Genomic DNA, 17,161 nt, shown 5'->3' on the forward strand with positions numbered 1-17,161 from the left:
CCGGAAGCGGCTGGTGCCGAATCCGAACCGCCGCAGGCGGCCATTGCCAACATCAATGCCAATGCCAAAAGAATAGCTGTCACTCTTTTCACACTTTTTCCTTCTTTCCGTATAAACTAGAGCTTATTTTGCCGCATCAGGCGGTTCATTGCCGTCTCATGAGAAAACAGCGCTTTTTTCGCACGTTGAAGCAGTTTTTCCCCCTCGATGTTCGCTTGCTCAACCACCTTCCTTTCGTCCAGTGTCAGCAGTTTCCGGTCCTCCATGACAAGTTTGCCATCGATCATCGAAAGGACCACTTCGCTGCCGTTTGCCGCATAAACAAGGTTTGGGATGAGATTGCGCAGGGGAGCAAAGAGCTGTGGCGCCATATGCGGCACCTGCAGATCCAACAGAATGAGGTCGGCTTTTTTTCCCACTTCCAGCGAACCGATCTCATGGCCCATTCCGATTGCCCGCGCGCCGTCGATGGTCGCCAGCCGCAGCATCTTCCACGCTGGCCAGATTTCCGGGTCGTGGAACTTGCATTTGTTGAGCAGCGCGCCCACCTTCATCTCATAAAAAAGGTTGCTCGTATTTCCGCCCGAGGTCTGGTCCGAACCGATTGCAAGCTTTGGGCTGTAGGAATTGAACTCATAGGCTGGCGGGATATTCCCGTCCACAATGGCCTCGCTGCCGGAGCAGAGCACCATCGCCGCCCCGGACTGCGCGAACCGGCGCAGTTCCGCGTCGGTGGCAACCGACAGATGGATGCCCACCAGCCGCTCATTCAAAAGCCCCAGCTCATCGAGCAGCGGGATGCTGCGTTTGTGGTAGCGCCGCTCCATCTGGTCGGTTTCCCGCTCGCCGCAGGCGAGATGCATATGGATCGCAAGCTCATTTTTCCGGGCGTATTCCCCCACTTCCAGCAGCATCTCTTTTGAAACGCGGTCCGGCCCCAGAGGGCTCATCGCGCAGGTGAGCCTGCCGCCGGCCTGCATGTGACAGGTTTCCACCAGTTTCCGGCTTTGTTCAAACAGCCGTTCTTCTACCGCTGGGTCAAGCGGGTAAAGCTCCCCCTTCGCGATCAGCGCGGTCCCAGGCGGCAGCCCGTGCACCTGCTGCGCAAGCAGGGCGCGTGTCCCTGCCTGGAGATGGTTTTCCGCGAGCAGGCACATATCCTCATTCTGATCCACAAAGGTGGTGGTCCCGGCTTTGAGCGCTTCCGCGATCATCACCATCGACCCCGCCCTGCCCGATGGGCCATCCAGCGCTTCCCGGTAGGGGATCGAACAGTCAGCCAGCCAGTTTTGAGAGTCCTGCGCCAGGCCTTTCCAAAGGCTCGCGCGGGTGTGCATGTGAGCATCAACAAGTCCCGGCATCAAAAGCTTCCCCGATGCGTCGATTTCCCGATGCGCGGGGTAAAGCTTCTCCAGCTGCTTTGTCTCGCCCACCGCGACAATCCGGTCCGCCTTCACCGCCACAGCCCCATCTTCAATGAGGCCGCAGCCCCCGGCGTCCGCCATGGTCACCACGACGGCGTGGCGGAACAGGTAATCCACCGTCACCGCATTCACACTCTTTTCCTTACTGCATCCACGCTCCGCCGTTCGGAGAGATCACCTGCCCGGTGAGGTAATCGCTTGCCGAAGACGCCAGGTACGCCACTGCATACGCGATGTCCTCCGGCTGTCCGACCCGGTGCCACAGGGTGTCGGCGATTTCATCCTCCCACGGGCGGATGCGCGCCATCCGGGTATCCACAAGGCCCGGCGCAACGCTGTTGACGTTGATGCGGTCCTTTGCGACCTCATGGGCGATCTCCTTGGTGAATGCGATTACGCCGCCCTTGGCGGCCGCATAATGCGGGTCGGAGAAATCTCCGGTGATACCCGCGCCTGAGCTGATATTGATGATTTTCCCGCTCTTCTTCGCGCGCATCAGCGGCAGGACGGAAATTGTAAAACGGTATACGCTGTTGAGGTTCAGTTCGATGAGGCGCATCCACTCTTCCTCGTTGATCGTATCCACCGTCACACCGCCGCCGCACCCGGCGGCGTCGTTGACCAGGATGTCCACCGTACCAAATTTGTCGATGGCAGTCTGGATCACCTTTTGGATGTCCTCATATTTGCGCACGTCACAGTACATGCCGATGCAGGTGCCGCCCGCCTGGGTGATGCCATCGGCCGTGCCTTTTACACTGTCTTCCTCAATGTCACAGGCCACAACGTTCACGCCGAGCCCGGCGAGTACCTTGGCAATGCCCTGGCCGATCCCATTGCCCGCACCGGTGACGATCGCGGTTTTACCGACCAGTTTAAAATAGTCGTACATTGCCTTTTCAATCAGTTTTGCTTCCATTATTCTCCTCCTCATTTATTTGCAACGATACAAAAGTTATGGAAATAACTGGATTCCCGCTTTTGCAGGTCACTATATTATTATAAACTGCATAAATATTTTTTCAATACAAAATCCCAAGTTATTCGACATTCCTTGACCTTTTATCCCCATCTATTGTGTCAGCAGGGAGTATCAGTCCGCAATTTCCGTGTGCGGATTGTGAAAGGCACCTCTGAGATCAGCACCGATGCAAAGATAAAGACGAATCCCAGCACCAGTTTTGCCGTGAGGATCTCGCCCATAAAGACGACCGAGAAAATCACCCCGAAGATCGATTCGGTACTCATCAGGATCGACGCGCTCGACGGGTCCGCATATTTCTGCCCGACGTTCTGCAAAAGCAGCGCCAGCGCCGTGCAGGCAAGGGCCAGATAGAGCACCCCGCCGGTCGCGCCTGGATGCCACTGTGGATGGAATCCTTCGAGCGTAAAGGTCGCGATCCAGGCGAATGCGGCGCAGAACCCGAACTGCAGAATGGTGATGAGCACCGGGTCCTTCCCATCCCCGTATTTTCCGACCGCCGCGATATGCACCGCGAAGAACAGTCCGCTCGAAAGCGCCAGCAGATCTCCCGGCAGGATCGAAAAACCGCTTGTGACCGAGGAGAGCAGGATGCCCGTCACACATAAAAACGCCGCGATCAGATTGTGCGGCGCGGGCCGTTTGCCGCCGATCATCCAGAATACAAACGGCACAAGCACGCAGTAGATGGAGGAAAGGAATGCGCTTTTCCCGGGCATGGCGAGCGTGACACCCAGCGTCTGCAGCCAGTAGGCCGCGAACAGGCACGCGCCGATAATCGCGCCGCTGATGAGCGAATCCCGGTCAAGTTTCTTGAATTTTTTGAAAAAGATGATTGACAGTACGATACATGCCAGTGAAAAACGGCTCGCGATCAGCAGGTTCGGCTGGATCAGTTCCGCCGAGGATTTGACCACCACCAGCGAACTGCCCCAGATGATCCCCACCAAAAGCAGCGCCGCGCGCGAGCCGAGCCAAATCCAACTCTTCCGTTTCGTTTCCACGCTTTCCCCTCTCCTTTATGCCGACGCCGCCTGCGCGCGCGGAGCCGGTAAAATCACTGTGCCGGACTGGCCGCGCACCGCCTCGAGCGCCCGGTCAAGCGATGCGATCACCGCTTTTTTCCCGCATTGTGCAAATTCGACCGCGGCCTGAATTTTCGGCAGCATACTCCCCGGCGCAAACTGTCCCTGCGCGCAGAAGCAGACCGCTTCGTCCGCTGTGATCCGGTGCAGCGCGATCTGATTCGGCTTGCCCCAGTTGATGACCACATGCTCCACCGCTGTCAGGATGAGCAGCATATCCGCGTCCAGAAATTTTGCGAGCTTCGCGGCAGCCAGGTCCTTGTCGATCACAGCCGGCACGCCGACATACCGTCCGTCCCGCCGCACCACCGGGATTCCGCCGCCGCCCGCGGCAATAACCACATTTCCCTGTTCCACAAGTGAGCGGATAACCTTTTTCTCGAGGATATCCACCGGCTGCGGGCTGGCTACCATCCGCCGCCAGCCGCGGCCCGCGTCCTGCCGCATGCAGTAGCCCTTGTCCGTGGCAAGCGCCTGCGCCTGTTCATAGGTATAAAACGCGCCCACCGGTTTGGACGGGCTGCGGAAAGCCGGGTCGTCCCGGTCTACCACCACCTGTGTGACGACCGCGGCCACCTCTTTATGGATGCCGCGCGCATGCAGCTCGTTTGCGATGCTGTTCTGGAGATGGTATCCGATGTATCCCTGGCTCATTGCCCCGCATTCCGCGAACGGCATTTCTGCCGGAATCACGCCGCTTTGGGCGGAAGCACCCATCCCAAGGTTGATCATCCCAACCTGCGGGCCATTGCCGTGTGTGATAACAACCTCGCCGCCCGCCTCGATCAGATCCACAATCGATTTGGCCGCGCCTCGGGCCAGCCGGAGCTGTTCGTCCGGCGTTTTGCCCAGGGCATTGCCGCCCAATGCAATTACAATCCGTTTTCTGTCCATAGCCCTCATTCCGTTCAAATTACTGCAGCGTCGCATACATGACCGCTTTGATGGTGTGCATGCGGTTCTCCGCTTCGTCGAACACCACCGACTGCGGACCGTCAAACACCTCGTCGGATACTTCCATCTCGGTGATACCGAATTTTTCCGCGATCTCTTTGCCGGTGGTGGTGTTGGTGTCGTGGAAGGACGGCAGGCAGTGCATAAAAAGCGCGTCCTGCTTGGCAAGTCCCATAACCTTCGCATTCACCTGGTATGGGGTCAGCAGCTTGATGCGGGTTTCCCACACGCTGTCCGGCTCCCCCATCGAGACCCAGATGTCGGTGTAGATGATGTCGGCGCCGCGCGCGCCTTCCGCGATGTCCTCGGTGAGGGAAACGCTGCCGCCGCTTTGGGCCGCAAGCTTTTTGCAGGTATCCACCAGCTCCTGCGCGGGGAAAAGCTCCTTGGGCGCGCAGGCGGTAAAATGCAGCCCCATCTTCGCGCAGGCGACCATCAGGGAGTTGCCCATGTTGTTCCTGGCGTCGCCGAAGAAGGTAAAGCGCAGCCCTTTGAGCGCGCCCTTTTTCTCCTCGATGGTCATAAGGTCTGCAAGCATCTGGGTGGGATGAAATTCATCCGTGAGCCCGTTCCAGACCGGCACGCCCGCGTTTTCCGAAAGCTCTTCGACCAGATTCTGGCTGAACCCGCGGTATTCGATCCCGTCGTACATGCGCCCCAGCACATGGGCTGTGTCCGCGATGCTCTCCTTTTTTCCCATCTGACTGCTGCCTGGATCGAGGTAGGTCACGCCCATTCCCAAGTCCATACCGGCCACCTCAAACGAACAGCGGGTACGGGTGGAGGTCTTTTCAAACAAAAGCACGATGTTCTTGCCAGCAAGCCAGCGATGCGGCACGCCCGCGCGCTTCATGCTTTTAAAATCCTTTGAAAGATCCAGCAGGTAACGGATCTCCTGCGCTGAAAAGTCCAAAAGTTTCAGGAAACTTCTCCCTCTGAGGTTGATTGCCATGATTTTTACGCTCCTTTATTCCAATTTGGTTTGTCCGGCCCTGTTTCAGAGCCTTTGCAGCGGCATGCTCATGCAGCGCGGGCCGCCGCGGCCCCGTGAAAGCTCTGCGCTGGGGAGTTTAAGCACCTTGACGCCGGAGGCCTCCAATATCTCGTTGGTCACATAGTTGCGGTCGTAAACCACCACTACGCCGGGCGAGATGCAAAGCGTGTTCGAGCCGTCGTTCCACTGTTCGCGTTCGGAGGCAATCTGGTTCTTCCCGCCGCAGTGGATCAGTTTGACGCTGTCGATGCGCAGATACCTGCCGAGCACCTGTGCAAGGCTTCCGGAGACTTCACGTGTATGGATTTCGGGTTTTCCTTTGCCGGTCAGCTCAAAAATCCGCAGCGTGTCGAGGATGCCGGGATGGACGGTAAATTTATCCACATCAATCTGGGTAAACACCGTGTCCAAGTGCATGAACGCCCGGGTGCGGGGGATGTCGAATGCCAGCACCGTATCAATCTCAGCCGTTTCGTCCCGGAATATATTTTGGGCAAGCAGCTCGACCGCCTCCGGCTGGGTGCGTTGAGAAATCCCAACCGCAAGCACGTTGGAGCTCAGATTCAGGATGTCGCCGCCTTCGATGCTGAGGTGTTCGTCCGGTGTATAGTAGAGCGGTACCCTGCCCGCGTAGTCCGGATGGTAATTCAGGATGTATTTTCCATAGATGGTTTCCCGGTTGCGGGTAAACGAGCTCATATGGTTTAAGCTGACTCCGTTTCCGATACAGGCGAATGGGTCGCGGGTAAAGTACAGGTTCGGGATGGGGTCCATCACAAAATGGGTGTCAGGCTGGGTGAGGCTGGCTAGCCGGTCTTTTTTATGGGATGGAATCTCATTAAGGCAGATGCCTTCCATCGTTTTGAGCACCAGTTTCCTGGGATCTGAAAAACTGAGCAGGTAATCGTACAGCTCCTCCTGATAGTTGACCGCCAGGCTGTCCGCCTGTTCAATCACCTCCCGGACAAAGGCCTTCTTCAGGCGTTCATCCTGAGATATCGTTTCCACCACAAGATCCTCCAGATACAGGACCTCCACCCCGTTTTCACGCAGGGTGTCTGCGAAACGGTCATGTTCGAGCTGTGCGCCATACAGATATGGAATATCGTCAAACAGCAACTGTCCCATTGTATTTGGGCTGAGATGCTCCAACTCCTTGCCCGGCCGCTGTAAAAGGATCTTTTTCAGGGGGCCGATTTCGCTTTTTACGCAAATGGGCAATTCGTTTCCTCCTTTCAAACGGATTATCACTGCCCTCTATTTTAACAGACCCTTAACAGGTTTTCCGGACAGTAAAAAACGGTGTTTTTGTATTATAAGCAGAACTTTCCACACGCATTTCCCTTCAGATATGGGATATACCGCCGAAAAACAATTCGGCAACTTATCTAAAATCCACTTTTAAATACAATAGATTTCATGCGAAATGTCTGTGCAAAGCAAAAATGAAAGTGAAATCAAATCCGGAATATGGTATAATTTTTTACAGACAGTCAGCGGAGGGATTTGGATCGCTATGAAAAAACTCATTGAAATGCAGTCGTTCGCCCGTTCCCAATTTGATCAGGGCCGCCTTTTCAGCTTTGATCAGGAAGTTATCGACCGGCCGACCACCCCGCTCATCCACCAGGAGGCCCGGTTCCTTTACGTCAAAAACGGAAGCGGCGAGATCTCCCTGCAGGGAAAATCCTATTCCCTCACAAGCGGCAGCCTGGTCGCGATCCTGCCCTGGCAGGTCAGTGACATCATCCAGGTGGACAGCCCTCTGCAATATGTCCTGATCGCGTACCATTTCGATACGGTCGAACGCATCGCGAAGCTGTTCCGCGGGGTGGACGGGCAGCCGCTGCCCATCCAGCCGCTGATTGAGGAGAAGCCGGTTGTCCAATGTGATCCCAACCGGCTACCGGAAGTGGAATTTATTCTGGATACGCTGCGCTGTGAGCTCGGCATGGAATCCACCCTTCAGCTTTCGGAGGAAAAACCGTTCTCCAGCATCATGACCGCCAGCATGCTGGTGCAGCTGCTTGTCCTCTACTGCCGCAGCGCCATGGAACAGTCCCAGACAAAGCGCGACGCGATGATTGATTACACCGAGATCCTGCGTTACATGTATCTGCACTGCAATGAAAAGCTGACCCTGAAACTGCTCGCAAGCGTCTTTTTCTGCAGCGAATCCACCGTGAGCGCCAACATCACCCAGATGACCGGGCTCTCCTTCTTCGATCTTCTCAACGAGATGCGTATCGGCAAAACGGTCAACTTCCTGCTCTACACCGACTTCACCCTGAAGGAAATGGCGGAATTTCTCGGCTATGTGGACGAATCGCACATCTCCAAAGTCTTTGCCGCGCGGATGGGGGTCAAAATCGGCGAATACCGCAACACCTACCAGAAAGTCCAGAACATCTGCCAGATCGAGGAAAGCCGCGTTTCCTACACGCTTGTAAATTACATCTACCGCAACTACGAAAAGAAACTTTCCGCAAAATCCGTCGCGCACAATTTCGGCATCTCGGTCGAGCAGCTCCATCGCATCATGCTCTGCCAGGTAGAACGCAATTTTGAGGACTTTTTAAATCTGGTGCGGGTGAACCGGGCCTGCGAGCTGCTCGCCGCAACCAAAAAGAGCGTCCTCGAAATTGCGCTCGATGTCGGCTACCACAACCCCAAAACCCTCACGCGCAATTTTTTAAAGCTCATGGTGATGACCCCCAGCGCTTACCGTACGAAAGCGCAGCACAGCCGTGTTGCGCATCTGAACGGTTAAAAAATAAAACAAGGCGGAATATCCGAAATGGATATTCCGCCTTGTTTTATTTTGCTGTTCCGTTTTGTCCCCTGTAATCAGTCGCCGGCCCGTTGCTGCTCAGTGACAAGCTGGTTCGGGATGCCCTGGCCGGCATGGCTTTGGCCATCGGCCGAAGGCAGGTCGCGGATCGCGGTGAGCTGGTAATGGTCCCTCACCTTCAGCAGCTCATAGTTCATAAACTTGATGGGTTTCGGCTTTTCGTCGGTGCCGATGCGCTGGGTCCAGGCGTTTGCGGGCGGCACATAGCCGACTGTCACAGTGAACTGGTCGCCCTTCTTGACGACCGATTCGACACTCGGGGTATAAAGTCCGACCTGGCCCGTGACCGGGACGTAATAAGTCTTGGTTTCCTCATCGTAATAGTAGGTGGTCTCGTAATCGCCGAAGCTCTGATGTTCGAGCTTGACATCCGGCCCAAACAGCCGCGCGCAGGCCACGTCCACGTCGGAGGAAGGCACAATCAGCCGCTCCATTGCATCGAACTGGTAGCTGTCCCGTTTTTCTCCGAGCAGCGTGCTCCAGAGCGACGACTGCAGCAGGAACAGTGGGTCCGCGTCGGTGGCTTTTTCAAACGGCACCGGGTCGAACATCAGCACAGGATAGATGATCTGTTCAAACTGCTGCTTCTCGCGGGAGTTATCGAGCATCCCGCGGGTGAAATTGACGCAGAAGATGGTCAGCCCAATAAGCCCGACAATCGACAGGAAAATGAAAATTCCCCCGATCGGCGCGGCATATTTGTTTTTACGGTAGTGAATCCGGTCCGCCGGCAGATTCTGCCGGCCGGCCGGCTTTTCGGAACGCTTCTTTTTTCCCATGCCTTTTCCTTTCCAATGTAGGTTTATCTGGTTTGGCCGTCTCCGGTCACAATGTATTTGCAGGAGCAGAGCGCCTCAAGGCCCATCGGGCCGCGCGCGTGCAGTTTCTGGGTGGAGATGCCGATCTCCGCGCCGAAGCCGAATTCCCCGCCGTCGGTAAAACGGGTGGACGCGTTGACATAAACCGCAGCCGAATCAATCCGTGCGGTGAAGGCCTGCGCATTGCGGTAATCATTTGTGAGAATCGCTTCCGAATGGCCGGTCGAATAGGCTTGGATATGTTCGATCGCCTCATCGAGCGTATCGACCACCCGCAAAGCAAGGATATAGTCGTCGTATTCGGTGGCGTAGTCCTCCTCGCTGGCCGGGACAACGCCGGGAATGAGAGCGGCTGTGCGCGCACAGCCGCGCAGCTCCACACGATGTTCGTCAAGCGCCTCTTTCAGCTTCGGCAGAAACAGCGGCGCGATCTCGCGGTGGACCAGCACCGTCTCGACCGCGTTGCAGACCGAAGGACGGGAGGTCTTTGCATTGTCGCAGACCCGTACCGCCATCTCGAGGTCGGCAGAGGCATCCACAAAGATGTGGCAGTTGCCCGCGCCGGTCTCGATGACCGGGACGCTGGCGTTTTTCACCACGCTCTGGATGAGTCCCTTGCCGCCGCGCGGGAAAAGCACGTCGATATATCCATCGAGCGTCATCAGGTCGGCAGCCGACTGGCGGGTGGTATCGGTCACCAGCAGGATGCAGTCGGCGGGAAGCCCCGCGGACTGTACCGCTTCGCGCATCAGCTCCACCAGCATGGTGTTGGAATGAATCGCTTCCTTGCCGCCGCGCAGGATGCAGACGTTTGAGGATTTGAGGCAGAGCGCGGCCGCGTCAACCGTCACATTCGGGCGCGCCTCATAGATCATGCCCACCACGCCGAGCGGCACCGTAACCTTTTCGATCTTAAGGCCGTTCGGACGGCTGCCGCCGCCGGTCACCCGGCCGATCGGGTCCTCCTGTCCCACAATCTCCAGCACGGCCTTTGCAATTCCCGCGATCCGGTCCTCAGTCAGCCGCAGGCGGTCCTGCAGCGACTGGGTCATACCGTTTTCCTGTGCCGCGGTGAGATCCTTTTCATTGGCGGCGATGACCTCCTGCGTCCGCGCGCAAAGCGTGTCCGCTATGGCGGAAAGCGCCCGGTTCTTCTGCGCGGTCGTCACACAGGAAAGTATGCGCGACGCGGCTTTTGCGCGTTTGCCAAGCTCTGTCAGACTGTTCATCAAAACACCTTGCCTTTCCAGCTTGTTCTATGTGTGGTCAGGCTTTCCGGGGCACAAAGTAAGTCCCGATCGCCTTGTTTTCAAACAGGTCGTACAGCCGTTTCGGGTTCTGGCCATTCATGATGACCATGCCGATCCCCTTTTCGGTTGCAATTTGCGCCGCGTGCACCTTGGTGATCATGCCGCCGGTGCCGCGCGCACTGCCCGCGCCCGCCGCCGCCGCTTCGATCTCCGGGGTGATCACGTCCACCTCCGGGATCAGCTTCGCGCCCGGGTTGGTACGGGGATTCGCGTCGTAAAGTCCGTCGATGTCGCTCAAAACCACCAGCAGTTCCGCGTTCGCAAGCACCGCGACGATGGCGGACAGGGTATCGTTGTCCCCAAAGGTCCCGCCGTATTCGATCTCCTCGGTGCAGACCGAGTCGTTTTCATTCACAATCGGGATTGCGCCCATGTCGATCAGGCGGTTGAAGGTGTTCTGGACGTTCTGTTTGCGTACCCCGTCGTCCACCACGTCCCGCGTGAGCAGGATCTGGCCGGTCACATGGTTATATTCCGAAAAATGTTTGTCGTATATGTACATCAGCTCGCACTGGCCGACAGCGGCGACCGCCTGCTTGCCGGGCATGTCGCCCGGTTTTTTCGCAAGCCCCAGCTTGCCCACGCCGACGGCCATCGCGCCGGAACTGACCAGGATGATCTGTTTTCCGCTGTTTTTGAGGTCGGCAAGCACCTTCACAAGCTGTTCGACCCGGCGGATATTGAGAAGCCCGCTCTCATGGGTCAGTGTGGAGGAACCCACCTTTACAACCACCCGTCTGACATTTTGAAAATTACGATCCATCTTCTATCGTCCCTTTATTTCGTTTTCCATATCCTGCAAAGTCGGGATGCGTTCCACCCGCAGGGAAAGAATCCGCTGCTCCTCGACCACCAGGATGGTGATTACCAGATCTTTATACTGGTACTTTTCACCCACCTCGGGGATGTGGCCAAGCATTTCCATCGCCCAGCCGCCCACGGTGTTATAATCGCTGTCAAAATCCCTGGCATCTTCGTCCAGATCCTCCAGCAGGGAAAAGACATTCATATCGCCGCTCACAACATAGGTGTTATCGCCCGTCTTGACCAGATCGGGCACCACTTCGTCGCTTTCGTCCCAGATGTCGCCGACAAGCTGCTCGAGCACATCCTCCATCGTGACGATGCCCATTGTGCCGCCATAGTCGTCGGTTACGACTGCCAGATGCAGTTTCTTTGCCTTGAGTTCGGCCAGGAGCGCGGAAATCTTCATCGTCTTATGCACATAGACGCAGTCGGTCAGCAGGTGCGCCACGCGGGTCTCCTCCCCGGTGACCACCGCCTTGAGCAGGTCGCGCACCTGCAAAACGCCAATAATGTTGTCCACCGTCCCACGGTAGACCGGGATACGGGAGAAATGCGCCTCCAGCACCGTACGCAGCGCCTCTTCGAGCGGATCCTCCACATCGATGGTCACCAGGTCAACGCGTGGGGTGAGAATCTCCTGGACGCTGATCTCGTCGAATTCAAGCGCCGACTGGACCAGCTCGCTTTCGGATTCTTCCAGCACGCCTTCCTGTTCGATCGATTCGACAATGTATTTGAGTTCCTCCTCGGTCACCGACGGCTGCGCGTCGGTACCTTTGAGCATGCGCAGAGCGAATTCCTTGATCTTGACGAAGATGAATACGACCGGCGTGAGCAGCCTTATGAAAAACCAGAGCAGCCCGCCCGTCTTCATTGCAATCGATTCGCTGTTTTCCTTGGCCAGCGTTTTTGGCAGGATTTCCCCGAAGATCAGCACCAGCACGGTCATGACAGCGGTTGCGATCGCCGCGCCCGACGCGCCGAACAGGCTGGTAGCCAGCACTGTCGCCACCGATGCGCAGGTCATGTTGACCACGTTGTTTCCCACGAGGATGGTGGATAGCAGACGGTCAAAATCGTCCGCGACCTTCAATGCGCGCTGTGCCTTTTTGTTGCCCTCCTGCGCGTAATTTTTCATGCGGATTTTGTTGAGCGAAGAATAGGCCGTTTCACTGGCCGAGAAAAACGCTGAAAAGCAAAGCAGGACCATCAGCGCGATATAAAGGATACCGCTTGTACTGTCCAAGAAAAATCGAACCTCCAGATTTACATTAAGTATAATTTCGAGCGGATATACAATTGCAAGGATGCAACTGTTAGTATCATAGCAAATTCCGCGTCGATTAACAATCTATTCTATCATAAGTTTACTGAAAATTCAAATCCGCAAAATAAAAATCCCTTTTATCCCAGCGCTTAGGCGAAAAGCCCATCGTTTTCACCAGTATCCCTGATTGAAAGCGGTTCAATCGTGTGATAGAATGGACCCGGCAAATCGAATTTTAGAAAGGGATTAATTATGGATCTTGAACGAATCACAAATCCACTGCACCCCATGTATAAGCGAGCTTTAGAACTGTATCAAATCAGTTTTCCACTTCATGAACAACGAGAGGCGTTCTCTCAAGCTGCAATTTTGAATGATGATACCTATCACTTCGAATTGATTTACGATGCGGGCGTTTTCGTAGGGCTTGTTTTATATTGGGAAAATTTGAACTATATCTATATAGAACATTTTTGTATTTTGCCGGAGATGCGAAACAAGCAATATGGAAAGAGAGTACTTTCCCTTTTGCAGAAACAGAAGAAAACTCTTATACTTGAAATTGATCCTCCCATCGATGCAGTATCTATAAGAAGAAAAGGATTCTATGAACGATGTGAATTTGTTGAGAATCCGTATTTCCATATTCACCCTCCTTACCATAAAGGAGACAAGGGACATGAACTTGTTGTCATGAGCAGCCCCAGGCCGATTTCACAAGCGGAATACGATGCCTTTTATGCTCATTTACAAAACAAGATCATGAATCATGCTTTTTTATAAATTTTCGTTTGCCGGACAGCCGCTATCTTTCAAGCGGCTGCCTGCTCTTGTCTATCCTGACGAATCATTGAGAGGAGCAGCCTTCGGCAGCACAAAAGAGAAACCAAAAACGCCCCCGGCCAGTGGCCGGGGGCGTTTTGTTATCTGATGAAGCAGCTTTTAGTTTCCTTTGGCGGCGTTCTTCTTCGCCTCCATCGCGATGAGCGCGTCGCGGCGGGAGAGGTTGATGCGGCCCTGCTGATCGATCTCGGTGACCTTGACAATCACTTCGTCGCCCACGGCGACAACATCCTCCACCTTCTCGACGCGGCCCATATCGAGTTTCGAGATGTGCACAAGGCCCTCCTTGCCGGGGGCGAGCTCGACAAACGCGCCGAAGTTCATCAGGCGGGTGACCTTGCCCTTGTAGATCGCGCCGACCTCCGGGTCGTTGACGATCGTTTCGATGATCGAGATGGCGCGGCGGATGCCGTCCGCGTCGGTCGAGGCAACAACCACAGTACCGTCATCGTCGATGTCGATCTTGACGCCGCAGTCGGCGGTGATCTTCTGGATCACCTTTCCGCCCGAACCGATGACCTCACGGATCTTGTCCGGATGGATGTGGATCGATTTTACCTTGGGCGCGTATTTGGAAAGCTCCTCGCGCGGCGCGGGGATGACCGGCAGCATGATGTCGTTGAGGATATACATCCGGGCCTTATAGGTCTTTTCGAAGGCCTCCTTGATGATGTCGTAGGTCAGGCCGTCGATTTTGAGATCCATCTGGATCGCGGTGATACCCTTTTCGGTGCCGCCGACCTTAAAGTCCATGTCGCCGAAGAAGTCCTCGAGCCCCTGGATATCGACCATGGTCATCCAGCGGTCGCCTTCGGTGATGAGTCCGCAGGAGATGCCCGCGACCGGCCGTTTGATCGGCACGCCCGCGTCCATCAGGGCGAGCGTAGAGCCGCAGATCGAGCCCTGGGAGGTGGAGCCGTTCGAGGAAAGCACCTCGGAAACCAGGCGGATGGTGTACGGGAACTCCTCCACCGACGGGATCACCGGCTCAAGCGCACGCTCCGCGAGCGCGCCGTGGCCGATCTCGCGGCGGCCGGGGCCGCGGCTCGGACGGGTCTCACCGACCGAGTAGGAGGGGAAGTTGTAGTGGTGGATGTAGCGTTTCTGCTCCTGGTCGTCGATGCCGTCGAGCTTCTGCGCTTCGCTGACCGTTCCGAGGGTGCAGACGGTCAGCACCTGGGTCTGGCCGCGGGTGAACATGCCGGAACCGTGGACGCGGGGCAGCAGGCTGACTTCGGCAGCCAGCGGGCGGATCTCGTCCATCTTGCGGCCGTCGACCCGCTTCTGCTCATCGAGCAGCCAGCGGCGGACGATCTTTTTCTGGAGCTTATACATCACTTCGTCGAGAATGGCCGGGTTTTCCAGGCCGTCGTCGAATTTTTCATGCACACGGTCGACGATCGGCGCGAGCCGTTCGTCGCGGACCACCTTGTTGTCGGTGTCGAGCGCAACCTTCACATCTTCGGCGCAGAAGGATTCCACAGCGTCGAACAGGTCGTGCGGGACTTCCATCGACTCAAAGGAGAACTTCGGCTTGCCGATTTCAGTCTGCACTTCCTTGATAAAGCGAACCATCTTTTTAATTTCAGTGTGGCCCTTGATAATCGCGTCGAGCATGACTTCGTTGCTGACCTCATTCGCGCCGGCCTCGATCATGCAGATGACGTCCTCGTTGGCGGCGACGGTGAGGTTGAGATCACTCTTCTCACGCTGCTCGGCATTCGGGCAAACGACGACTTCGCCGTCGACCAGGCCGATGTTCGCGCCCGCGATGGGGCCTTTCCACGGGATGTCCGAGATGGACAGCGCGAAGGAGGTTCCGATCATGCCGGCGATTTCCGGCAGGCAGTCGGGATCGACCGACATAACGGTCATGACAACCGAACAGTCGTTGCGCATATCCTTCGGGAAAAGCGGGCGGATCGGGCGGTCCACCAGACGGGAAGCCAGAATCGCCTTATCGCTCGGGCGGCTTTCGCGCTTGATGAACGAGCCGGGGATCTTGCCGACCGAGTAAAGTTTTTCCTCAAAGTCGACCGACAGCGGGAAAAAGTCGATGCCCTCGCGGGGTTTCTGGGAAGCTGTTACGTTGCAGAGCACCACCGTCTCGCCCCAGCGCACCAGCACCGAGCCGTTCGACAGGCAGCACATTTTCCCGGTTTCGAAGGTCATCTTGCGGCCGCCGAATTCGGTTTCGAATACCTTGTAATTTTCGAACATTGTTGTTCCTCCGTTTCAAAGAAAATAAAGCGTTTATTTTCACGGAGCCGTGTCCTTTTTAGCAAGTATCGCAGCCTCCGAAACGGTCGTTTCGGGCGCTCCGGTAACTGCTAAAAGTGCGCTCACGGCCCCATGGCGAACCACTGGAATACGCAGGTGAAGGCAGACGGCATATCCGCCGTCTGCCTCCACAGCAGGCTGCTTACTTGCGCAGGCCCAGTTTGGCGATCAGCTCGCGGTAGCGGTTGATGTCTTTCTTGGCCAGGTAGTTGAGCATGTTTCTTCTCTTACCAACCATTTGCAGCAGGCCACGGCGGGAATGATGATCCTTCTTGTGGACCTTCAGGTGCTCGGTCAGGTCGTTGATCCGTTTGGAAAGGATTGCGATCTGCACCTCCGGGGAACCGGTGTCTCCCTCGTGGGTTTTGTTCTGCTGAATGATTTCCTGTTTCTCTTCTTTGCGCATCATGATAAAATCACCTCATAAAATTTTCCGTCCTGAATCTCAGGGACAGGCGGGTGATAACCCCCGTGTAAAAACGGGCGTGAATCCCTGTCTCCGGGAAAAAGGCCGCTTGAATTGAAATTATAGCATAGTATGGGCGGTTTGTAAAGGCTCCATACCGGGATCAAAAAACTTTTTGCGAAAAAATGCTACAGCGCCGTAATATAAGTGCGCGCGTAGGGCAGCGCATCCTGCGTGTCCCGCTGGATCTGCTCCTTGAGCTGGTCCACCGAAGCAAACCGCTGCTCATCGCGCAGGAACTTCAAGAGCCGCACCTGTACCTTTTTCCCGTAAAGGTCGCCCGAAAAGCCGTACAGGTAGGTTTCCGAGTTGACCGCCCGGCTGTCCTCCACCGTGGGGCGCACTCCGACGTTGGTCACCGACGGGTACCATTTGCCCTCAGCCATCGAAGCCGAAGCGTAGACGCCGTGACGCATCGCGACAAACCCGTTTGGCAGCCGCTGGTTGATGGTCGGGGAATCGATCGTGCGCCCCAGTTTTTTGCCGGGCACGACCGTGAAGTCATAGCCGAACGCCCTGCCCAAAAGCTTCGCGGCGGTGTCCACCTCGCCGCGGCCGATCAATTCGCGAATCCAGGTCGAACTGATCCGTTTGCCCTCATATTTTACCGCCGGGACAATGTCGATTTCGATGCCGCGCGCGTCGCACAGCGCCGCCAGTTCAATGACGCCCGCGCTCGCATGGCGCCCGAACCGGAAATCGTGCCCGCAGCAGATCGCTTTCGCATGCAGCCGCTTCACCAGCACCTCGTCCACATATTCCTCGGGGCTCATATCCCTGAATTCAGAAAAGTCCGGCGCCAGCACCAGGCTCACGCCCCACTGCTCCAGGATGCGGTACTTCTCTTCCTCGGTGACAAGGTCGCTTCCCTCCTGTTTTGCCTGCGGATGCGCCGTATGCATCGTGAAGGTGAATACGCACGCGCACATGCCTTCCTTCGCACGGGCGATCGCCCGTCCGATGACCGCGGCATGGCCGATGTGCAGTCCATCAAAATACCCCAGCGCGACCGCGGCCGAAGCGCAGGCCGGGCTGGTTTCCCGGATGGTCGCATATCGCTTCAAACGGCACGCCTCCCCT

General features: G+C 56.3%; 15 protein-coding genes. 2 read left to right on the forward strand and 13 right to left on the reverse strand.

Going from position 1 to position 17,161, the window contains the following annotated elements:
- Positions 1–116 precede the first annotated feature (116 nt).
- The 6 genes from DWV16_RS00575 to arcA form a co-directional block, all read right to left on the reverse strand.
- Positions 117–1,556 (reverse strand): amidohydrolase family protein, encoded by a 1,440-nt coding sequence (locus DWV16_RS00575; RefSeq protein WP_118477547.1) that lies wholly within the window; start codon positions 1,554–1,556, stop codon positions 117–119.
- A gap of 10 nt (positions 1,557–1,566) precedes the next feature.
- Positions 1,567–2,343 carry an SDR family NAD(P)-dependent oxidoreductase gene (locus tag DWV16_RS00580; protein WP_118477548.1) on the reverse strand — a complete coding sequence of 259 codons (777 nt, stop codon included), beginning with the start codon at positions 2,341–2,343 and terminating at the stop codon, positions 1,567–1,569.
- A 161-nt stretch (positions 2,344–2,504) separates the two neighbouring features.
- A complete protein-coding gene (locus DWV16_RS00585; RefSeq protein WP_079988201.1) occupies positions 2,505–3,410 on the reverse strand; it encodes a DMT family transporter in 906 nt (301 codons plus the stop codon).
- 15 nt (positions 3,411–3,425) lie between these two features.
- Complete coding sequence (gene arcC / locus DWV16_RS00590) at positions 3,426–4,385, reverse strand: carbamate kinase (protein ID WP_066457493.1); 960 nt, start codon at positions 4,383–4,385, stop codon at positions 3,426–3,428.
- A gap of 19 nt (positions 4,386–4,404) precedes the next feature.
- Positions 4,405–5,397, reverse strand: coding sequence for an ornithine carbamoyltransferase (gene argF / locus DWV16_RS00595; RefSeq protein ID WP_066457490.1), 993 nt, complete (start codon positions 5,395–5,397; stop codon positions 4,405–4,407).
- Between the two features lie 45 nt (positions 5,398–5,442).
- A complete protein-coding gene (gene arcA, locus DWV16_RS00600) occupies positions 5,443–6,660 on the reverse strand; it encodes an arginine deiminase (protein WP_066457487.1) in 1,218 nt (405 codons plus the stop codon).
- A 295-nt stretch (positions 6,661–6,955) separates the two neighbouring features.
- Here arcA and DWV16_RS00605 point away from each other — a divergent pair, with 295 nt between their 5' ends.
- Positions 6,956–8,209: an AraC family transcriptional regulator gene (locus DWV16_RS00605; protein ID WP_066457484.1), complete on the forward strand. Its 1,254-nt coding sequence runs from the start codon at positions 6,956–6,958 to the stop codon at positions 8,207–8,209.
- A 77-nt stretch (positions 8,210–8,286) separates the two neighbouring features.
- Here the strand turns inward: DWV16_RS00605 and DWV16_RS00610 are convergent, their stop codons facing one another.
- Genes DWV16_RS00610 through DWV16_RS00625 form a run of 4 tightly spaced genes read right to left on the reverse strand, consistent with a single transcriptional unit; the run spans position 8,287 to position 12,471 of the window.
- Complete coding sequence (locus DWV16_RS00610) at positions 8,287–9,069, reverse strand: hypothetical protein (RefSeq protein WP_066457482.1); 783 nt, start codon at positions 9,067–9,069, stop codon at positions 8,287–8,289.
- Positions 9,070–9,092: 23 nt separating this feature from the next.
- Positions 9,093–10,337, reverse strand: a complete 1,245-nt coding sequence (locus tag DWV16_RS00615) for a glutamate-5-semialdehyde dehydrogenase (protein WP_066457481.1) — start codon at positions 10,335–10,337, stop codon at positions 9,093–9,095.
- A gap of 37 nt (positions 10,338–10,374) precedes the next feature.
- Positions 10,375–11,181: a glutamate 5-kinase gene (gene proB / locus DWV16_RS00620; protein ID WP_066457478.1), complete on the reverse strand. Its 807-nt coding sequence runs from the start codon at positions 11,179–11,181 to the stop codon at positions 10,375–10,377.
- Between the two features lie 3 nt (positions 11,182–11,184).
- Positions 11,185–12,471 carry a hemolysin family protein gene (locus DWV16_RS00625; protein ID WP_242863631.1) on the reverse strand — a complete coding sequence of 429 codons (1,287 nt, stop codon included), beginning with the start codon at positions 12,469–12,471 and terminating at the stop codon, positions 11,185–11,187.
- A 273-nt stretch (positions 12,472–12,744) separates the two neighbouring features.
- Between DWV16_RS00625 and DWV16_RS00630 the strand changes: the two genes are divergently transcribed.
- Positions 12,745–13,275, forward strand: coding sequence for a GNAT family N-acetyltransferase (locus DWV16_RS00630; protein ID WP_118477549.1), 531 nt, complete (start codon positions 12,745–12,747; stop codon positions 13,273–13,275).
- Between the two features lie 159 nt (positions 13,276–13,434).
- Here the strand turns inward: DWV16_RS00630 and DWV16_RS00635 are convergent, their stop codons facing one another.
- From DWV16_RS00635 to ribF, 3 genes are all read right to left on the reverse strand, one after another.
- A complete protein-coding gene (locus DWV16_RS00635) occupies positions 13,435–15,555 on the reverse strand; it encodes a polyribonucleotide nucleotidyltransferase (protein WP_118477550.1) in 2,121 nt (706 codons plus the stop codon).
- A 202-nt stretch (positions 15,556–15,757) separates the two neighbouring features.
- A complete protein-coding gene (gene rpsO, locus DWV16_RS00640; RefSeq protein ID WP_207734290.1) occupies positions 15,758–16,024 on the reverse strand; it encodes a 30S ribosomal protein S15 in 267 nt (88 codons plus the stop codon).
- A 185-nt stretch (positions 16,025–16,209) separates the two neighbouring features.
- Entirely contained in the window at positions 16,210–17,145 is a 936-nt protein-coding gene (gene ribF / locus DWV16_RS00645) for a riboflavin biosynthesis protein RibF (protein WP_066457467.1), read from the reverse strand.
- Positions 17,146–17,161 lie beyond the last annotated feature (16 nt).

The sequence above is a fragment of the Anaerotruncus sp. AF02-27 genome, assembly GCF_003465835.1.
Classification (GTDB): Bacteria; Bacillota; Clostridia; order Oscillospirales; family Ruminococcaceae; genus Anaerotruncus; species Anaerotruncus rubiinfantis.